This is a genomic window from Blastococcus litoris, assembly GCF_003075095.1.
Lineage (GTDB): Bacteria > Actinomycetota > Actinomycetes > Mycobacteriales > Geodermatophilaceae > Blastococcus_B > Blastococcus_B litoris.
In genome coordinates this window covers 224,226-243,190 of record NZ_QCZF01000008.1, presented here as the reverse complement: position 1 = coordinate 243,190, position 18,965 = coordinate 224,226, and the positions used below count along the sequence as shown (strand labels likewise).

Below are 18,965 nucleotides of genomic sequence, written 5' to 3'. Positions count from 1 at the left end.
GGGTGCTGTTCGACCTCGTCACCCGCCCCTGGGATGACAGCCGGCCGCCGGTCACCGCCCACCTGACCGTGCTCGCTCCGCTGGACACGCTGACCGCCGGGGCCGGGGCGGGGGCCGGGGCCGGGGCCGCCGGCGGCGAGGTCGAGCCGGCGGCCGTGGACGGGCAACCGATCACCGCCGAACACCTGCGCCAGCTGCTCGAACGGCTCGACGCCCTGTGCCCCGGCGGGCTGCAGGCCCCGGCCGGAGGCAACCTGCACATCGCCCTCACCGATCCGGTCAGCGGCGCGCTGCGGGCCGTGCTCACCCGCACCGAGCTGGAGCGGCTGGCCCGCCGCGGCTGCGCCGACCACCCTGACGGCGAGTGCGCGTGCCCCGTGCTGGACCGGCCGCCACCGGTGGAGCGCTACCGGCCGACCCCCACCCAGCGCCGGTTCGTCAGCACCCGGGACCGCACCTGCCGCCATCCCGGCTGCGCCAACTCCGCCGGCTGGGCAGACCTCGACCACGTGCTCGCCCACGCCGAGGGCGGCGCCACCGCCTGCGAGAACCTCTGCTGCCTGTGCCGCCGCCACCACCGGCTCAAGACCCACGCGCCCGGCTGGTCGTTCGCCATGGACGACGACGGCACGCTCAGCGTCACCACACCCAGCGGCGTCACCCGCGTGACCCGGCCACCCGGTCTGCACGACCCCGCGGTCGACGAATTCGAACCGGCGCCCTTCTGAGCGCGCGTGGCTCAGCCGGCGGTGAGGCGCTCCTCCAGCATGCGCTTCACGGTGGCGGCGTCGGCCTTGCCGCGGGTGGTCTTCATGACCGCGCCGACCAGCGCCCCGATCGCCTGCACCTTGCCGCCGCGCACCTTCTCCGCGACGTCCGGGTTGCCCTCGATGGCGGCGTCGACGGCCGCGACCAGCTCGTCGGACTCGCCCATGACGGCGAGGCCGCGCGCCTGGACCACCGCGGCCGGGTCGCCCTCGCCGGCGAGGACGCCGTCCAGCGCCTGGCGCGCCAGCTGGTCGTTGATGGTCCCGGCCGAGATCAGCCCGATCAGCTGGGCGACCTGCGCGGGGGTGATGGCCAGCTCGGCGAGGTCGGTGCCGGCGTCGTTCGCGCGGCGGGCGAGCTCGCCGAGCCACCACTTGCGGGCGTCGGCGGGCGAGGCACCGGCGGCGACGGTCTCGCTGACCAGCTCGACGGCGCCGGCGTTGACCAGCCAGGCCATCTCGGTCGGCGTGATGCCCCACTCGTCGGAGAGCCGTGCACGGCGGGCGGCGGGCAGCTCGGGCAGCGTGGCGCGGAGCTTCTCCACCCACTCCTCGTCGGGAGCGACCGGGACGAGGTCGGGCTCGGGGAAGTACCGGTAGTCGGTCGCCTCCTCCTTGCTCCGGCCCGGCGAGGTGGTGCCGCTGTCCTCGTGGAAGTGCCGCGTCTCCTGGGTGATCGTGCCGCCCCCGTCGAGGACGGCCGCCTGGCGGCGCATCTCGAACCGGACCGCGCGCTCGACCGACCGCAGCGAGTTCACGTTCTTGGTCTCGGTGCGGGTGCCCCACTCCAGGCTGCCGATCGGCGCGATGGAGGTGTTGACGTCGCTGCGCAGGTTGCCCTGCTCCATCCGGACCTCGGAGACGCCGAGTGCCAGCAGGATCTCCCGCAGCTCGGTGACGTAGGCCTTCGCCACCTCGGGCGCCTTCGCGCCGGCGCCCAGGATCGGACGCGTGACGATCTCCACCAGCGGGATGCCCGCGCGGTTGTAGTCGATCAGCGAGTGGTCGGCGCCGTGGATGCGCCCGGTGGCCCCACCGACGTGCAGGTTCTTGCCGGTGTCCTCCTCGAGGTGCACCCGCTCGATCTCCACCCGGTAGGTCTCGCCGTCGACCTCGACGTCGAGGTGCCCGGCGGTGCACAGCGGCTCGTCGTACTGGGTCGTCTGGAAGCCCTTGGGGATGTCCGGGTAGAAGTAGTTCTTCCGCGCGAACCGGCACCACGTGGCGATCCGGCACCCCAGCGCCAGGCCGATGCGGATCGTCGACTCGATGGCCATCTCGTTGGCCACGGGCAGCGAGCCCGGCAGGCCCAGGCAGGTCGGGCAGGTCTGGGTGTTCGGCTCGGCGCCGAAGGTGGTCGAGCAGCCGCAGAACATCTTCGAGGCGGTGCCGAGCTCGACGTGCGTCTCGAGGCCGATCACCGGTTCGTAGCGGGTGAGGACCTCGTCGAAGTCGACCAGCGTGTCGGTGCTCACGAGGTGGGGCCCTCCTTGCTGGCGGGACGGTCCGGGGCGGGGCGCAGGGCGAAGGCAGCCCCGACGCCGGTCAGCACCCCGAGGACGACGAAGACGGCGAAGACGGGGCGACCGGTGACGATCCAGCCGACGACGCCGGCCACGATCACGAAGGCCGTGAGGCCCCAGGCTGCCTTCAGCGCGCCGTTCACGCGGCACCCTCGGCGACGCGGCTCGGCAGCTGGTCGAGGAAGCGCGAGCCGCGGGCGGCGTCCTGCGCGGCCTCGAGCGCTGCGGCGACCCGGTAGCAGCGGTCGTCGGCGAGCGCCGGCGCCATGATCTGGAAGCCGACCGGCAACCCGTCGGAGAGCCCGCACGGCACCGAGATCGCCGGTACCCCGGCCAGGCTGGCCGGCAGGGTGCACAGGTCCGCGGCGTACATGGCGACCGGGTCGTCGACCCGGGAACCCAGCGGGAAGGCGACCGTCGGCGTCGTGGGGCTGACCAGGACGTCGACGCCGGTGCCCTCGGCGTCGAAGGCGGCGTTGAAGTCGCGGCTGATCAGCGTGCGCACCTTCTGCGCCTGCCCGTAGTAGGCCTCGTAGTAGCCGCTGGACAGGGCGTAGGTGCCCAGGATGATCCGGCGCTTCACCTCCGCGCCGAAGCCCTGCTCGCGGGTGAGCGCCATGACCTCGTCGAGGTCGCGGGCGCCGTCGTCCCCCACGCGCAGCCCGTACCGGACGCCGTCGAACCGGGACAGGTTGGACGACGCCTCGCTCGGGGCGATCAGGTAGTAGGCGGGCAGGGCCAGGTCGAAGGCCGGGCAGGAGACCTCGCGGACCTGGGCGCCCAGGCTCTCCAGCAGCGCGACGGCCTCGGTGAACCGGTCGAGCACGCCCTGCTCGTAGCCGTCGGTGTGGCCCTCGCCGCCGAGCTCGCGGACGACGCCGATCGTCAGCCCGGACAGGTCGCCGTCGGCACCGCGGCGGGCGCACTCGGCCAGCACCGGGAGCGGGGCGTCGATGCTGGTGGAGTCCAGCGGGTCGTGGCCGCCGATCGCCTCGTGCAGGAGCGCCGCGTCGAGGACGGTGCGGGCCATCGGGCCTGCCTGGTCGAGGCTCGACGAGAAGGCGATCAGCCCGTACCGCGACACCGAGCCGTAGGTCGGCTTGTGCCCGACCAGCCCGGTGAGCGCCGCGGGCTGACGGATCGAGCCGCCGGTGTCGGTGCCGATGGCCCAGGGCGCGAGACCGCCGGCGACCGCCGCCGACGACCCGCCGGAGGAGCCGCCGGGGATCCGCTCGGGGTCCCAGGGGTTGCGGGTCACGCCGTAGGCGGAGTTCTCCGTGGACGACCCCATGGCGAACTCGTCCATGTTGGTCTTGCCCAGGAGAACGGTGTCGGCGGCCTTGAGCCGGGCGGCGACCGTGGCGTCGTAGGGCGGCTTCCAGCCCTCCAGGATCCGCGAGCCGCTCGTGGTCGGGACGCCCGCCGTGACGACGACGTCCTTGAGCGCCACGGGGATGCCGGCCAGGCCGGTCCCGGCGTTGCCGGAGGCGTCGACGGCGGCGGCGCGCTCGAGCGCCGCCTCGCGGTCGACGTGCAGGTAGGAGCCGAGCGTGCCGTCGGTGGCGGCGATGCGGTCGAGGTAGGCCTCGGCGATCCCGGCCGCGGTGGCGCCGTCCTGGAGCGCGGCCTGCAGCTCGGGAACGGTCATGCCGGTGACGTCGGAGGTGGTCACGCCTCCTCCCCCAGGATGCGGGGCACGCGGAAGCGTCCGTCCTCGGCGGCGGGCGCGCCGGCGAGCACGACCTCGGGGGGCAGGCTCGGCCGGACGGCGTCCTCGCGGAAGACGTTGGTCATGGGCACCGCGTGGGTGGTCGGCGGCACGTCCTCGACGGGGGCCTTCTGCACCTGGGCGACCGCGTCCAGGACGGCGGACAGCTGGCCGGCGTACAGGTCCAGCTCCTCGTCGGTCACCGCCAGGCGCGACAGGCGCGCCAGGTGGGCGACATCCTTGCGGGAGAGCGTGCTCATGCTGGGGTGGAACTCCACTTCGCAGTGCTCGGCGGCGCTGGTCTCGGCCGCGTACGTGACCCAGCCACTCTACGTGGGGCCGGCGCGACGGCCTCTCCCCCGGAACCGGCGTGAGAGGCTGCATCGATCGCGATCGACGGAGATCGAACGAGGACCCCGCGCGCCACCCGGAGGAACCGTGTCCTATCTCCTGCGCCTCGTCGTGCCCGACAAGCCCGGCATCCTGGGTGCCGTCGCGACCGCGCTCGGCACCGCGGGCGCCGACATCGTCTCCCTCGACGTCCTCGAGCGCGGCGGTGGCGTGGCGGTGGACGACGTCGTCGTCGACCTCCCTCACGGCCGCCTGCCCGACAGCCTGATCACCGCCGCGCAGGCGGTGCCCGGGGTGTCGGTCGAGTCGTTGCGGCCCTTCGCCGGGCCGCTGGACACCCACCGCGAGCTCGACCTGCTCGACGCCCTGGCCCGGGCCGCCGAGGGGACCTCGGCGAAGCTGCTCGCCGCCGAGCTGCCCCGCGTCTTCCACAGCGGCTGGGCGGTCGTGCTGTCGGCGACCGCGGCGTCCTGGGAGGTCGCCGCCGCCTCCGAGGCCGCGCCGTCGTTCGAGGGTGTGGAGCTCCCCTGGATGCCCCTCGGCGGCCCGCGCCTGCTGCCGAGCGAGGACGCGTGGCTGCCGGAACGCTGGCGCGAGATGGCCATCGAGATGATGGCCTCCCCCTACGGCGGCCCCGGGTGCGCGGTGGTGCTGGGCAGGTCCGGGGGGCCGGCGTTCCGCCGCTCCGAGCTGCTCCGGCTGGCCCACCTCACGGGGATCGCGACGACAGTGGCGTCGCTGCCGCCGGCCTGAGTCGGCGGGCGCCGTCGCCTACTCGGAGCCGTCGCCGATCGTCGCCACCGCCCGGGCGGCCTCGGGCCCCTCGTCCAGCAGGACGCGGAAACCGTCGTCGTCCAGGATCGGCGCCTTGACCTGAACGGCCTTGTCGTACTTGCTCCCGGGGTCGGCCCCGACGACGACGAAGCCGGTCTTCTTCGACACCGAGCCGGTGACCTTGCCGCCCCGCTCCTGGATGGCCGCGGTCGCCTCGTCTCGGCTGTGGTCGCGCAGCGAGCCGGTGACGACGACGGTGACGCCGGTGAGCGGCCCCGGGCCGGCGTCCTCGCCCTCGTCGGCCATGCGGACGCCGGCCGCGCGCCACTTCTCGACCAGCTCGCGGTGCCAGTCGACGTCGAACCAGTCGCGGATCGACCGCGCGATGGTCGGCCCGACCCCGTCGGCAGCCGCCAGTTCTTCCTCCGAGGCCTCGATGATGCGGTCGAGCGACCGGAAGTCCCGGGCCAGCGCCTGGGCCGCGGTCGGCCCGACGTGCCGGATCGACAGCGCGACCAGGACCCGCCACAGGGGGACGTCCTTGCGGGTCTGGAGGTTGGTGAGCAGCTTCGCCCCGTTGGCCGAGAGGGTGCCGTCCTTCTTGGTGAAGAAGGACGAGCGCTGCAGCTGCTCCCGGTCGAGGAAGAACAGATCGCCCTCGTCCTGCAGGAGGGAGCTCTGGAGCAGCGCGGTCGCCGCCTCGTAGCCGAGGTTCTCGATGTCGAACGCCCCGCGGCCGGCGACGTGGAACACCCGCTCACGCAGCTGCGCGGGGCACGACCGGGAGTTCGGGCAGCGGATGTCGGCGTCGCCCTCCTTCTCCGGCCGCAGCTCCGTGCCGCACTCGGGGCAGTGCGTGGGCATGACGAACTCGCGCTCGTCGCCGGTGCGCGCGGCCACGACCGGGCCCAGCACCTCGGGGATGACGTCGCCGGCCTTGCGGATGACCACGGTGTCGCCGATGAGCACGCCCTTGCGCTTGACCTCGCTGGCGTTGTGCAGCGTGGCCAGCTGGACCGTCGAGCCGGCCACCTTCACCGGCTCCATGTACGCGAACGGCGTGACGCGCCCGGTCCGGCCGACGTTGACGCGGATGTCGAGGAGCTTGGTGGTCGCCTCCTCCGGCGGGTACTTGAACGCGATCGCCCAGCGGGGTGCGCGCGAGGTCGACCCGAGCCGCCGCTGCAGGGAGTACTGGTCGACCTTGACCACGACGCCGTCGATCTCGTGCTCGACCGAGTGCCGTTGCTCCTTGGTCTGCTCGATGTAGGCCCAGACCGCTTCCAGGTCGTCGACCACCCGGTACCGGTCGCTGACCGGCAGGCCGAGGTCCCGCAGCCGGTCGTAGGCGGCCGACTGCCGGTCGACGTCGAAGCCGCGGTGGGCCCCGACGCCGTGCACGACCAGGCGGAGCGGGCGGGAGGCGGTGACCTTCGGGTCCTTCTGCCGCAGCGAGCCCGCGGCCGCGTTGCGCGGGTTGGCGAACGGGGCCTTGCCCGCCTCGACCAGGCCGGCGTTGACGTCGGCGAAGCCGGCCACCGGGAAGTAGATCTCGCCGCGGACCTCGAGCAGCTCCGGGAGGTCGTCCCCCGTCAGCTGCTGCGGGACGTTCTCCATGGTGCGGACGTTGGCGGTGACGTCCTCCCCCGTCGTCCCGTCGCCCCGGGTCGCCGCCCGGATCAAGCGGCCGTCCTCGTAGACGATGGCGACGGCGACGCCGTCGACCTTCAGCTCGCACAGGTAGCTCGCGCCGGCCGCGCCCTCCCGCTCGACCCGCGCGGCCCACGCGGAGAGCTCGTCGCTGGAGAAGGCGTTGTCGAGGCTCTGCATGCGCTCGAGGTGCTGCACCGGCGCGAAGGTCGCCTCGGCGGTGAACCCGCCGTTGACCTTCTGGCTCGGCGAATCGGGGGTGACCAGCGCCGGGTGGGCGGCCTCGATCGCCGTGAGCTCGCCCATCAGCTCGTCGTACTGACCATCGCTGACCAGCGGCTCGTCGCGCACGTAGTACGCGAAGGCGTAGCGGTCGAGCTCCTCCGACAGGTCCCGGTGCCGCGTCCGCGCGTCGTCGGGGACCTCGGTGACGTCCTCGCGGTCGGTCGCCGCGGCGACCTCGGGGGCGTCGAGTTCCGCGTCAGTGCTCACAGGCAGACGGTATCCGGCGGGTACGACGCAGAACCCCGGTTCCCCCGGTCGTGGATCACTCCGGCTGGAGGTACTTCGCGGCCTCCCGGACGTGGGCCATCGCCTGCCGCGCGTACGCCGGCGAGGCGCCCGCCAGGCCGCACGCCGGGGTCAGCGTCACGGCGGCGGCGAGGTCGTCGGCGGGGAAGCCGAGCTCCCGCCACCACGCCTGGAGTCGCGAGGCCGTCGCCTTGGGCGCCGGCAGCGCCGTGTCCGTCCCGGGGACGACACCGGGGAACAGGTGCGTCCCGGCGTCGATCGCCGTACCGACGGCGTCGAGGTCCTGCACGAGGCCGAGGTCGAACGAGAGCGCGGCGGCCCCTGCGGCCCGGAAGAGATCGAGGGGCATCCGGGGCGCGCAGCAGTGCACGACGACCGGGGCGTCCAGGTGCCCGATCAGGTCGGTCAGCTCCTGCTCGACGACGGTCGCCTCGACGGCCGGCAGCTTCCCGAAGCCGCTGGCGGTGGGCAGCGCCCCCTGGAGGACGGCGGGGACGGAGGGCTCGTCCAGCTGGACGACCACCCGGGCGCCGGGCACGCGGGCCCGGACGGCGGCCACGTGCTGCCCGAGCCCCTCGGCCAGGGACTGCGCCAGGTCGCGCCGGGCGCCGGCGTCGGCGACGGCGCGGTCGCCGCGGGTCCGCTCGAGCCCTGCTGCCAGGGTCCACGGGCCGGCGGCCTGCACCTTGAAGGGCCCGTCCCAGCTCTCGGCGACGTCGTGGAGCGCGTCGAGGTCGCGGGCGAGGAACTCCTCCGCGCGCCGCTGGTCGATGCCGCCGCGCGGGACCAGCCGCCAGCCCGCGGGCGTCAGGTCGACGGCGAGGTCGACCAGGAGCGCGGCGGTGCGGCCGATCATGTCCGCTCCCGCACCCCGGCCGGGCAGCTCCGGCAGGTGGGCGAAGTCGGGCAGCTCACCCACCACCAGCCGCACCGCCTCGGCGGCGTCGGTACCGGGCAGCGACCCGACGCCCGAGGCCGGCCCCCACGGAGCGGGGACCGGCCTCGGGTCGGTGCGGTCGTCGTCCCCGGTGGGGACGGCGGGATCGATCGGGGTGGTCACGACGGCGACGCTAGTCGGCCGCCGTCGTGGCCCCGCTCAGGTGTCGGTCAGCGGAACAGCCAGTTGATCAGCTTCGTGACGATCGTGCTGATGACGGTCCGGACGTCGTTCCGCACCGGCTCGAGCGTGAAGGTCGTGCTGGCCTTCTCGCCCGAGGCGCCGGTCAGGGTGACGGTGTGCTGACCGGCGGCCAGGTCGACCGGCACCTTGAACCGCACCGAGACGTCGCCGGTGGCGCCGGCGGTCCCGGACCCCACGACGCGGCCGTCGTCGATGGTCACGGTGACCTTCTCGCGCGGACCGAACTTCGTGCCGGTGACCGCCACCGTCTGCGCCCGCACCGGCGTCGGCTTGCTGATGGCAGCAGTGGCGTCGCACGCCGGGCCGACTCCGGGGCTCTCCACGGCGCTGTTCCCGTCGGCGACCGCGGGCGGCGTCACCGGGCCGGTGGTGCCGCCCAGGCCTGCGGCAGGAGGCACCGGCGCAGCGAACGTCACGGCCTTGCTGTGGTCGGCCGCCGGAGGCGCGACCGAGTTACGGGCCTCGAAGTACGCCACCAGGGTGTCGACGTCGAAGGGACCGCTGACCGGGTTCGTCCCGTTCGTGAACGCGGTGAACGAGTCCCCACCGGTGATCAGGAAGGAGTTGGCCACGACGCGGTAGCTGTCCGTCGCCACGACCGGCTGCACCGGAGCAGGGCCCGAGTTGCCGTCGGGGTCGAAGACGATCGACGCCGGGTTGACACGCGCGCCGTAGGGCTGGCTCAGGTCGTACTCGTAGGCGAACCCCTCGGACGTTCCCAGGATCAGCTGCGACTCACGACCGCCGCTGGCCTTCGGCCGGTCGGCCTGGAACTGCTGCTCCAGGATCGCGCGGATGTCGGCGCCGGTCAGCGTGATGGCGTTCACGGTGTTGCCGAACGGCTGCACCGCGTAGAGGTCGCCGTACGTGACCACACCCGCGTCGATGTTGGCGCGGGCACCGCCGGGGTTGATGAAGCCGATCACCGGGTTGCCGAAGGCCGCCGACTGGAGGGCTTCCAGCTGCTCCTGCGCGAGCAGATTGGTCAGCGGCGTCTCCCTCTTCCGGTCGGAGCTCACGTACGACGTGATGTCCGCGCTCGCGTTCCCGACGACCCGGTTGCCCGCGACGGCGGACTTGTCGTTCCAGTACTTGACGATCGCCGCGACCTCGGCATCCGGGTTGTCGCGGAGCACCGGGACGTTGGCCGCCTCGTAGCCGGCGCAGAAGCGCTTCACGTCACCGGTCTTCCCGTCCAGCGTCAGCCGGATGTCGGTGACCAGCCGGCCGTAGAAGCCCGCCTGCGTGACCATGCGGGGCTGGCCCGCCGGGTCGGCCAGGAAGCAGTCGTAGGTGGTGTGGCTGTGCGCGCTGACGATGAGGTCGACCGCGGGCACCACCCGGTTGTTGATGTCGACGACAGGGCCGCTGAGCTGGTCGCAGCCGTTGTAGCTCGACGCGTCGCTGCCCGTGTTGGTGCCGCCCTCGTGCACGAGCACGCCGATCGCCTCGATGCCCTGCTTCTGCAGCTCCGGCACCCAGCGGTTCACGGCGTCTGCCTCGTCGATGAACGTGACGTCCTGGACGCCGGCCGGCGAGACGATGGTCGGGGTGGTCTCGGTGACGACGCCGATGAGCGCGATCTTCTTGCCGCCGGCCACGTCGAACACCTGGTAGGGCGGGAGAGCCGGGTCCGTGGTGCCCTTCACGAGCACGTTCGCCGCCAGGTAGGGGAAGTCGGTGCCGTGGAAGTGCTCGCCCGTGCTGTCGGTGAAGCAGCCGGTGCCGGCCGCCTCCGAGACGCCGTCGCAGGCCTTCACGTCGTCGCTGTACGTGCCGTCGGTGGCGCCCGAGATGCGGCGCAGCTCCTCGGTGCCGCGGTCGAACTCGTGGTTGCCCACGGAGGAGACGTCGAGACCCATCGCGTTGAGGACCTCGATGGTCGGCTCGTCCTTGAAGACGCTGGAGTTGAACGGCGATGCACTGATCAGGTCGCCCGCGCCGACGAAGAACGTCGACGCCTCGTCACCACCGGCGGCGACGAAGGCCGCCTGGGCCTCGTCGACGGTGCTCGCGACGCTGGCCGCACCGCCCACGACGACCTTGCTGCCGTCGGGGTTGGTGAGCTCGGCGTCGGTTCCGGTGGTCTCGGAGATCCGGCCGTGGAAGTCGTTCATGGCGACGAGCTGGACCGGGACGTCGGCGGCCGGCGTGGCCGGCTGCGGTGCTGCGGACGACGTGGCCGGAAGGCCCACGACGACGGCGGACGTCGCGACGGCGACGGCCACTGCGAGGCGCGTTCTGCGCAAGGGAGTCCTCCAGAGGACATGCGGGAACAGGCCGTCGCGTGGACGGCCTGGACAGGCGGTATGTACGGAGCCGAGCTAAGTAGTCACGCTCAGGAAGCGGCTCGGGACGAAGCTAGCCGTTGGCTGTGACAAAGCCAAGAGTCAGTGACGAACCGTTTCTTCTCGTTCACGCGCCGTCCGCACGGCGGCCTGCCCGAGCACGCGGTCACCGCGCAGGGGGTCGGGCTCGTACAGCACCGCCGACTGCCCCGGAGCCACGCCGCGCTGCTCCTCGGCGAACTCGACGAGCAGCCCGCCGTCGCCGTCCGCGCTCACCCGGCAGTCCACGGGAGCCGCGTGCGCCCGCACCTGCACCTGCGCCGCGACCGGCAGGTCGGGGGCGTTCCCGGTCCAGCTCGGGACGCCGGTCCGGACCTCCCCGACACCGGCGAGGTCGGCCGTCCCGACCGTCACCGTCCGGCTCACCGGCTCGATGCCGAGCACGTACCGCGGGCGCTGGTCGCCCACGGCCACCCCGAGCCCGCGCCGCTGGCCGACGGTGAACCCGTAGGTGCCGTCGTGCTCGCCCACCCGCTGCCCCGTGGCCGCGTCGACGACCGGGCCGGGCAGGCTGCCGAGGCGGCGCGACAGGAAGCCGCGGGTGTCGCCGTCGGGGATGAAGCAGATGTCGTGCGAGTCGGGCTTGGCGGCGACGGCGAAGCCGCGCTCCGCCGCGATCTCGCGCACCCGCTCCTTGGTCATGGGACCCAGGGGGAACATCGCGGCGGCCAGCTGCCGGGGCGTGAGGACGCCCAGCACGTAGGACTGGTCCTTGGCGGCGTCGACCGAGCGCCGCAGCTCGCCGTCCTCGAGCCGCGCGTGGTGGCCGGTGACGACGGCGTCGAAGCCCAGGCCCAGCGCCCGGTCGAGCACCGCCGAGAACTTGATCTTCTCGTTGCAGCGCAGGCACGGGTTCGGCGTCCGCCCGGCGGCGTACTCGGCGACGAAGTCGTCGACGACGTCCTCGGTGAACCGGTCGGCGAGGTCCCAGACGTAGAACGGGATGCCGAGCTCGTCGGCCACCCGGCGCGCGTCGTGGGCGTCCTCGACGCTGCAGCAGCCGCGGGAGCCGCTGCGCAGCGTCTGCCGGTTCTGCGACAGCGCGAGGTGGACGCCCGTGACGTCGTGCCCCGCGTCCACGGCCAGCGCCGCGGCGACCGCGGAGTCCACTCCGCCGCTCATGGCGGCCAGCACCCTCATCGCCGGCACCTCATCGACGACTCAGCCCCGCGCGACGGGCGCGCTCCACCACGGGCGCGATGACCTCGAGGACCGCGTCGACGTCCGCGTCGGTCGACGTGTGCCCGAGGGAGAAGCGCAGCGAGCTCCGGGCGAGGTCGGCGTCCGCTCCCGTGGCCAGCAGGACGTGGCTGGGCCGGGCGACCCCCGCGCTGCAGGCCGACCCGGTCGAGCACTCGATGCCGCGGGCGTCGAGGAGCATCAGGAGGGCGTCGCCCTCCGCGCCGGGGAACGACAGGTGCGCGTTGCCGGGCAGCCGGCCGGGGCCGCCGTCCACCACGTCGTCGAGCGGGGCCCCGTTGAGCTCGACGTCGGGCACCTGGGCCACGACGCCGGCCACCAGCCGGTCCCGCAGCCCCCGCAGGCGGCCGGCCCGCTCCTCGCGAGACCCGACGGTCGCCACGGTGGCGACGGCCAGCCCCACGATCGCGGCCACGTCCAGCGTCCCCGAGCGGACGTCGCGCTCCTGCCCACCGCCGTGCAGCAGCGGGGTGCACTCCGCCTCGCGGCGCAGCAGCAGCGCACCGGCGCCCATGGGGCCGCCGAGCTTGTGGCCGGTCATGGTGAGCGCGTCGACGCCGCTCGCCTCGAAGTCCACGGGGACCTGGCCGACGGCCTGCACGGCGTCGGTGTGCATCGGCACGCCGACCTCGTGCGCCACGGCAGCCAGCGCCGGGATGTCGCTCACCGTGCCGATCTCGTTGTTGGCCCACATGACGCTGGCCAGGGCGACGTCGGACCCGTCGCCCAGCGCCTCGGCCATCGCCGTGGGCAGCACCCTGCCGCTGGGCTCGACCGGCAGCCAGGTGATCTCCGCGCCGTCGTGCTTGGCCAGCCACTCGACGCTGTCCAGGACGGCGTGGTGCTCGGCCGGGCTGACGACGATGCGGCGGCGGCGCGAGTCGGCCTGCCGGCGGGCCCAGAACAAGCCCTTGACGGCCAGGTTGTCGCTCTCGGTGCCGCCGCCGGTGAAGAGGACCTCGGAGGGGCGCGCGCCGAGGGCCTCGGCGAAGCGCTCGCGCGACTGCTCGGCGGCGCGCCGCGCGGCCCGCCCGCTGGCGTGCAGGGAGGAGGCGTTCCCGACCCGGCCCAGCTGCTCGGTCATGGCCGCGAGCACCTCGGGGAGCACCGGCGTGGTCGCCGCGTGGTCGAGATACGTCATGACGCCGCAAGGGTAGACGCGCCGGCTGAGGCGGTCCGGCCGGGCGGGACCGTGCGGGCGGCGACCCGGACGCCGACGAGCGCCGGGACGGTCAGGGCGGCGACGGCCGCGACCACCCCGGGCCAGAGCGGCCCGCCGCTGTCGGCCGCACCGGCGACCAGCACGCCGGCGAGCCCGACGCAGAGGGCCGACGCGGTGACGTCGGAGATCTGCAGTGCCGCCGAGTTGGCCCCGCGCTCGTGCTCCGGGGACTGGTCGAGCAGCAGCACGCCGACGCTCGGCATGCCCAGCCCCATGCCGATCCCGGCGACCGCCCACGTGAGGTACGCGGGCCAGCCCCCGAGCGCCGGGATCGCCGTGGTCGCGGTGGCGGCGAGCCCGGCGGCGAGCACCAGGCACCCGGCACGCAGCACGCGCTGGCGCGGGACGTCGGGCCGCCGTCCCTGGAGCTGCGCGGCGACGACCCACCCGACCGCCCCGGCGGTCAGCGGGAGGCCGGCGGTCGCGGCGCTCCAGCCGTGCTGCTCGGTGAGGACGAACGGGAGGAGGGCGTCCATGCCGAAGAAGGCGCCGGCGAGCAGCCCGCGGGAGGCGACGACGGCGGGGATGCCGGGGCGGGCCCGGACGGTGCCGCGCGGCAGCAGCCGGCGCAGCGCCAGGGCGAGGGCCACGGCTCCGGCGAGCGCGAGGCCGAGGGCGAGGACGTCGAGCCGCTGCCCGGCGTACTGGACGGCGGCGATGCCGGCGCCGGCCAGCAGCGCCCAGGCGGCCTTGCTGCGCCGTCGCGCGCCGTCCCCGGCGGGAGCGGCACCCGGGTCCCCGGCGAGGAGCAGGGCGAGCCCCACCGCGACGAGGGGCACGAGCCCGAGGAAGACGCCACGCCAGCCGACGTGGGTGGTGACGAGGCCGGCCGCCAGGGGCCCGAGCAGCGCGGGCAGCACCCAGCCGGCGGCGAAGGCGCCGAACAGGCGCGGCCGCAGGCGCGAGGAGTACGCCTGCCCGGCGATGACGTAGAGCAGGACGATCACCACGCCCGCGCCCAGGCCCTGGACCGCGCGGCCCAGGACGAGGACGGCCATGTGCTGGGCGAACCCGGCGATGCCCAGGCCGACGGCGAACACCAGCACGCCGGCGAGGACGCCCGGCTTCGGCGGCCTGCGGTCACCCACCTCGCCACCGACGACCATGCCGACGACCGAGGTGATGAGGAAGGCGCTGAACGTCCACGCGTACCAGGCGGTCCCGTCGAGCTCGGCGACCGCGCTCGGCATCGCCGTCCCCACGGCCATCGCCTCGAAGGCGACCAGGGTGACGAGGGTCAGCAGCCCGATCGTCGTGCGCCGGTGAGCGGCGTCCCAGATGCTCCCGTCGTCCACGTCCCGGCCAACCCCGTCCCGCTGCGTCTGCTTCCCCGGAGACGCGTCGAGCGCCGGTCCCCCGCAGGGGACCGGCGCTCGACGTGGCGCCCTACTTGCGGGCGGTGATCTGCTCGGTGGCGGCGGGGACGACGGTGTTCAGGTCGCCGACGACGCCGAAGTCGGCCAGCTCGAAGATCGGGGCCTCGGGGTCCTTGTTGATGGCCACGATGGTCTTCGAGGTCTGCATGCCGGCGCGGTGCTGGATGGCGCCGGAGATGCCGACGGCGACGTAGAGCTGCGGCGAGACGGTCTTGCCGGTCTGCCCGACCTGGAAGCTGTGCGGGTAGAAGCCGGAGTCGACGGCGGCGCGCGAGGCGCCGACGGCCGCGCCGAGCGAGTCGGCCAGGGCCTCGATGATCGAGAAGTTCTCGGCGCTGGCCACACCGCGGCCACCGGAGACGACGATCGAGGCCTCGGTGAGCTCGGGGCGGCTGCTCTTCTGCTCCACGACGCGGTCGGTGACCCGGGCCAGCTTCGCGGCGTCGGAGATCGACACCGACACGGGCTCCTCGGCGGCGGCCGCGGGGGCCGGCTCCGGGGTGACCGAGTTGCCCCGCAGGGTGTAGATCGGGGTGCCCACGGTCACCTGCGAGTGGACGATCGTCGCCCCGGCGAAGGCCACCTGGGTGGCGGTGCCGTCGGCGGCGATCTCGGTGACGTCGGTCAGGAAGCCGCTGCCGGTCTTGATGGCCAGGCGGCCGGCGACCTCCTTGCCCTCCGGGGAGGAGGGGATGACGACGGCGGCCGGCGACTTCTCCTGCACGAGCTGCGCCAGCACCTCGGCCTTGGGGGCCACGAGGTAGCCGTCGACGTCCTCGGACTCGGCGACGTAGACCTTCGCCGCGCCGTACTCGGCCAGCGCGTCCTTGACGCTCGCGGCCGTGCCGGGGGCGCCGAGGACGACGGCCGACGGCTCACCGAGCGCGCGGGCCGCGGTCAGGGCTTCCAGGGTCGTCTTGCGGACGCCGCCGCCGGCCGGGTTCAGCTCGGCCAGGACCAGAACTTCTGCCATGGGGTGTGTGCTCCTCTTCCTTCGGTCCGGGCCTGGCTCAGACGATCTTCTGGCCGGCGAGGAACTCGACGAACTTCTGGGCGCCGTCGCCCTCGTCGTTGACCTTGACGCCCTCGCCCTTCGGCGGGCGGCCGGCGAAGTCGAGCACCTTGCTGGTGGCGTTGGCCAGGCCGACGGTCGAGGCGTCGAGACCCAGGTCGGCCAGGGACTTGGTCTCCACCGGCTTCTTCTTGGCGGCCATGATCCCCTTGAAGGAGGGGTAGCGCGGCTCGTTGATCGTGTCCCAGGTGGACACGATGGCCGGCAGCGGCGCCTCGACGGCCCAGTAGCCGCCGTCGGTCTGCCGCTCGATCTTGGCCATGCCGCCCTCGACGGTGAGCTTGCGGGCGCCCGACAGCTGCGGGATGTTCAGCCGCTCGGCGACCAGCGCGGGCATCACGGACAGCTGGGCGTCGGTGGCCTCCGCGCCGCAGAGCACGAGGTCGTACTCCAGCTGCTGCAGGGCGGCGGCGATGACGGCGGACGTCTGCACCGCGCAGGATCCGTGGATGGCGTCGTCCACGACGTGCACGGCCTTGTCCGCGCCCATCGAGAGCGCCTTGCGGATGGCGTCGGTGGCCGAGTCGGGGCCGACGGTCAGGACGGTGACCTCGCCACCCTCCCGGTCGCGCACGAGCAGCGCCTCCTCGATGGCGTACTCGTCCATCTCGTTGATGACGTTGTCGGCCGAGGCGCGGGCGACGGTGTTGTCCGCCGGGTCCAGCTTGCGCTCGCTCCCCGAGTCCGGGACCTGCTTCACAAGAACGACGATGTTCATCGCGCTGACCTTCCTCAGGACGCGTTCAGGATGCGGGCACGCGGGCCCGCCTGGCTCCGATCATGGATGTTACTGGTCAGTAACGCTGCTGCGGGCCGCGGGTGCGGTGACGAGGCTCACGCCGGTGCCGCGGACGGCCGGGGGAACAGCCGGCGCAGGACGTCGGCCAGGGTGACGACGCCGACGACCGACGGCCCGTCGGTCACCAGCGCCAGGTGGTTGCGGGTCTCGCGCATCGAGCTCAGGGCCTGGTGCACGCTGGTGCCGGCGTCGAGCACGAAGACCGGCCGGGCGAACTGCGCTGCGGGCGCCTCGTCCGGTGCCGCGAGCGTGTCCCTGACGTGCACGACCCCGGTGATCCCCGCCGCGTCCTCCACCAGGATCCGCAGGTGCCCGCTGGTGCGGGTCCGCTCGCGCACCTCCCCGGCGGTCGCGCCGGCAGGCACCGTCACCGGTCGCGCGTCCGCGGGGACGAGCTGCCGGACGGTCAGCCGCTCCAGCTCCAGCGCGCTGGAGATCTGCGTCGAGAAGCCGGCGTCGAGGGCTCCGACGTCCACCGAGTGCTCCACCAGGTGCCGCAGGGCCGCCGGGCTGTGGCCGGCGGCGACCTCGTTCGACGGCTCCACGCCGACCCGCCGCACGAGGGCGTTGGCCGCCGCGTTGAGCACCCGCAGGAGCGGCCGGAAGACGACCATGAACGCCCGCATCGGCAGGGCCAGCAGGGTCGCGGAGCGCTCGGGGTGGGCGATCGCCCACGACTTGGGAGCCATCTCCCCCACGACGAGGTGGACGAACGTGACGACGACCAGCGCGAGCACGAAACCCACGACGTCGGCCGCGACGAGGGGCAGGCCCCACGACTCGAAGAGCGGGGTGAGCCAGTGGTGCACGGCCGGCTTGCTGATCGCACCCAGCGCCAGGGTGGCCGCGGTGATGCCCAGCTGCGACCCGGCCAGCAGCAGGGTGAGCTCGGAGGAGCTGCGCAGCGCCGCGCGCGCGGAGCGGCTGCTGAGCGCCGCGTCCTCGAGACGGTGCCGCTTGGCGGCCAGGGCGGCGAACTCGACCGCGACGAAGAAGGCGCTCAGGGCGACGATCACCACCGTCGCCGGGACCACCACCCACGGGTCGTCGCTCATCGCTCCTCCTCCGGCGCGGCGCGGTCGGGCAGCTCGAGGCGCACCCGCGAGGGGACGTGGCGTTCGACGGCGAGGACCTCGACGTGCAGGTACCGGGGCCCGGCCTCGTCGGCCGCGACCAGGTCCGAGAGGTCCGGCGGCAGCTCGACGGCGAGCCGGGTGCCCGGCTCGGGCAGGGCGCCGTGGACGGCGATGACCATCCCGGCGACGGTCTCGAAATCGCCCCGCGGCAGGTCCGCGCCCAGGGCACGCTCGACCTCGTCGACGTGCACGTCGCCGGGCATCTCCCAGACGCCGTCGCCCTCGACCGGCACGTACCCGGGGTGCTCGTCGTCGTGCTCGTCGGTGATCTCCCCGACGAGCTCCTCGGCGAGGTCCTCGACCGTGATCACCCCGGCGAAGCCGCCGTACTCGTCGATGACGCAGGCCAGCTGGTCCCCGGACGCGGCGAGCAGGCGCAGCGTCTCGGGCAGCGGGCTGAACTCCGAGACGGCCAGCGCCGGCCGGGCGATCGTCGCGACACCGGCCGTGTCCGGCTCGGACGTCGCCAGCAGGTCGACCAGGTGCACCACGCCCACGACGTCGCGGGTGTCGGAGGCCAGCACCGGGTAGCGGGAGTGCCCCTGCGCCATCAGCTCGCGCACGTGGCCGAGGGTGTCGCGGTCGGACACGGTGTCCACGCGGGGGCGCGGGATCATCGCGTGCCCGACGTCCCGGTTCGGGAAGTCGAGGATGCGGTCGAGCATCATCGACAGCTCCGCGGGCAGGTCCCCGCTCTCCCGGGACTCCTCCACGATGTGCTCGAGGTCGCGGGCGGTCGCGGCGTGCTCGACGTCGTGCACCGGCTCGATGCGCAGCACCCTGAGCAGCAGGTTGGACGCTGCGTCGAAGACGGCGATCAGCCAGCCGAAGACGGCCAGGTACAGCGTCGTCGAGCGGGCGAGCCGCCGGGCGACCGGCTGCGGCCGGGCGATGGCGAGGTTCTTCGGGAACAGCTCGCCGAACAGCATCTGGACGACGGTGGAGAACAGCAGCGCCAGGACCGCGCCGACGCCGACGGACACCGAGGTGGGGATGCCGACGCCGCCGAGCAGCGTGCCGAGGCTCTCCCCGATCAGCGGCTCCGCGACGTACCCCACGAGCAGGCCGGTCACCGTGATGCCCAGCTGCGCGCCGGAGAGCATGAACGAGGTCCGCCGGGTCACCGTCAGCGCCCGCGCGGACGCCGCGTCACCAGCAGCGGCCCGGGCGCTCAGCTCCGCCCGGTCGACGGCCATGTAGGCGAACTCCTGGGCCACGAAGTACCCGGTGACCACCGTGATCCCGAGGACCACGAGCAGCCCGGTTCCGAGCGTGAGCACTTCTGTCACCGGCCGCGCACCCCCTCGTCAGGTCCGGGGGACGCGGCCGTGCGTATGTGGTCGGTGCTCATGTCTCTCTTCGTCGGA

General features: G+C 73.8%; 16 protein-coding genes. 2 read left to right on the top strand and 14 right to left on the bottom strand.

What is annotated here, in order from left to right; genetic code table 11:
* On the top strand, nt 1-728 hold a 728-nt coding region (locus DCS98_RS17880), incomplete at its 5' end, for an HNH endonuclease signature motif containing protein (protein ID WP_164704634.1).
* An 11-nt stretch (nt 729-739) separates the two neighbouring features.
* Here DCS98_RS17880 and gatB read toward each other — a convergent pair.
* Genes gatB through gatC form a run of 4 tightly spaced genes read right to left on the bottom strand, consistent with a single transcriptional unit; the run spans nt 740 to nt 4,258 of the window.
* Nucleotides 740-2,242, bottom strand: a complete 1,503-nt coding sequence (gene gatB / locus DCS98_RS17875; RefSeq protein WP_116452726.1) for an Asp-tRNA(Asn)/Glu-tRNA(Gln) amidotransferase subunit GatB — start codon at nt 2,240-2,242, stop codon at nt 740-742.
* On the bottom strand, nt 2,239-2,433 hold the full coding sequence (locus DCS98_RS17870) for a hypothetical protein (protein ID WP_116452725.1): 195 nt from the start codon (nt 2,431-2,433) through the stop codon (nt 2,239-2,241). Before DCS98_RS17870 ends, gatB begins: the two co-directional genes overlap by 4 nt.
* Nucleotides 2,430-3,962 (bottom strand): Asp-tRNA(Asn)/Glu-tRNA(Gln) amidotransferase subunit GatA, encoded by a 1,533-nt coding sequence (gene gatA, locus DCS98_RS17865; protein WP_241038287.1) that lies wholly within the window; start codon nt 3,960-3,962, stop codon nt 2,430-2,432. The genes DCS98_RS17870 and gatA overlap by 4 nt, the downstream gene beginning before the upstream one ends.
* A complete protein-coding gene (gatC, locus tag DCS98_RS17860) occupies nt 3,959-4,258 on the bottom strand; it encodes an Asp-tRNA(Asn)/Glu-tRNA(Gln) amidotransferase subunit GatC (protein ID WP_116452756.1) in 300 nt (99 codons plus the stop codon). Before gatC ends, gatA begins: the two co-directional genes overlap by 4 nt.
* 178 nt (nt 4,259-4,436) lie before the next feature.
* On the opposite strand from gatC, the gene DCS98_RS17855 reads away from it, so the two are divergent.
* Nucleotides 4,437-5,102: an ACT domain-containing protein gene (locus DCS98_RS17855; protein WP_116452724.1), complete on the top strand. Its 666-nt coding sequence runs from the start codon at nt 4,437-4,439 to the stop codon at nt 5,100-5,102.
* Between the two features lie 18 nt (nt 5,103-5,120).
* Here DCS98_RS17855 and ligA read toward each other — a convergent pair whose 3' ends face one another.
* The 10 genes from ligA to DCS98_RS17805 all read right to left on the bottom strand — a co-directional run bounded on the left by ligA (nt 5,121) and on the right by DCS98_RS17805 (nt 18,887).
* A complete protein-coding gene (gene ligA, locus DCS98_RS17850) occupies nt 5,121-7,265 on the bottom strand; it encodes an NAD-dependent DNA ligase LigA (protein WP_116452723.1) in 2,145 nt (714 codons plus the stop codon).
* 55 nt (nt 7,266-7,320) lie between these two features.
* Nucleotides 7,321-8,364: a methionine synthase gene (locus tag DCS98_RS17845; RefSeq protein WP_241038285.1), complete on the bottom strand. Its 1,044-nt coding sequence runs from the start codon at nt 8,362-8,364 to the stop codon at nt 7,321-7,323.
* Between the two features lie 47 nt (nt 8,365-8,411).
* On the bottom strand, nt 8,412-10,694 hold the full coding sequence (locus DCS98_RS17840; RefSeq protein WP_116452722.1) for a 5'-nucleotidase C-terminal domain-containing protein: 2,283 nt from the start codon (nt 10,692-10,694) through the stop codon (nt 8,412-8,414).
* A 141-nt stretch (nt 10,695-10,835) separates the two neighbouring features.
* Complete coding sequence (gene mnmA / locus DCS98_RS17835; RefSeq protein ID WP_206340323.1) at nt 10,836-11,933, bottom strand: tRNA 2-thiouridine(34) synthase MnmA; 1,098 nt, start codon at nt 11,931-11,933, stop codon at nt 10,836-10,838.
* A gap of 10 nt (nt 11,934-11,943) precedes the next feature.
* The gene (locus DCS98_RS17830; protein ID WP_116452720.1) at nt 11,944-13,134 is read right to left on the bottom strand and encodes a cysteine desulfurase family protein; all 1,191 of its coding nucleotides are present in this window, start codon (nt 13,132-13,134) and stop codon (nt 11,944-11,946) included.
* The gene (locus DCS98_RS17825; protein WP_241038283.1) at nt 13,131-14,510 is read right to left on the bottom strand and encodes an MFS transporter; all 1,380 of its coding nucleotides are present in this window, start codon (nt 14,508-14,510) and stop codon (nt 13,131-13,133) included. Before DCS98_RS17825 ends, DCS98_RS17830 begins: the two co-directional genes overlap by 4 nt.
* Before the next feature lie 91 nt (nt 14,511-14,601).
* Complete coding sequence (locus DCS98_RS17820; protein ID WP_116452719.1) at nt 14,602-15,564, bottom strand: electron transfer flavoprotein subunit alpha/FixB family protein; 963 nt, start codon at nt 15,562-15,564, stop codon at nt 14,602-14,604.
* Between the two features lie 37 nt (nt 15,565-15,601).
* A complete protein-coding gene (locus DCS98_RS17815) occupies nt 15,602-16,381 on the bottom strand; it encodes an electron transfer flavoprotein subunit beta/FixA family protein (protein ID WP_116452718.1) in 780 nt (259 codons plus the stop codon).
* Between the two features lie 116 nt (nt 16,382-16,497).
* The gene (locus DCS98_RS17810; protein ID WP_116452717.1) at nt 16,498-17,517 is read right to left on the bottom strand and encodes a hemolysin family protein; all 1,020 of its coding nucleotides are present in this window, start codon (nt 17,515-17,517) and stop codon (nt 16,498-16,500) included.
* Nucleotides 17,514-18,887, bottom strand: coding sequence for a hemolysin family protein (locus tag DCS98_RS17805; RefSeq protein ID WP_116452716.1), 1,374 nt, complete (start codon nt 18,885-18,887; stop codon nt 17,514-17,516). The genes DCS98_RS17810 and DCS98_RS17805 overlap by 4 nt, the downstream gene beginning before the upstream one ends.
* Between the last annotated feature and the right edge of the window lie 78 nt (nt 18,888-18,965).

Bases quoted from the DNA above. Each gene is read 5' to 3' on its own strand.
- gatC (WP_116452756.1), bottom strand. From the start codon at position 4,258: ATGAGCACGCTCTCCCGCAAGGATGTCGCCCACCTGGCGCGCCTGTCG.
- mnmA (WP_206340323.1), bottom strand. From the start codon at position 11,933: ATGAGGGTGCTGGCCGCCATGAGCGGCGGAGTGGACTCCGCGGTCGCC.
- DCS98_RS17830 (WP_116452720.1), bottom strand. From the start codon at position 13,134: ATGACGTATCTCGACCACGCGGCGACCACGCCGGTGCTCCCCGAGGTG.
- DCS98_RS17820 (WP_116452719.1), bottom strand. From the start codon at position 15,564: ATGGCAGAAGTTCTGGTCCTGGCCGAGCTGAACCCGGCCGGCGGCGGC.
- DCS98_RS17815 (WP_116452718.1), bottom strand. From the start codon at position 16,381: ATGAACATCGTCGTTCTTGTGAAGCAGGTCCCGGACTCGGGGAGCGAG.
- DCS98_RS17810 (WP_116452717.1), bottom strand. From the start codon at position 17,517: ATGAGCGACGACCCGTGGGTGGTGGTCCCGGCGACGGTGGTGATCGTC.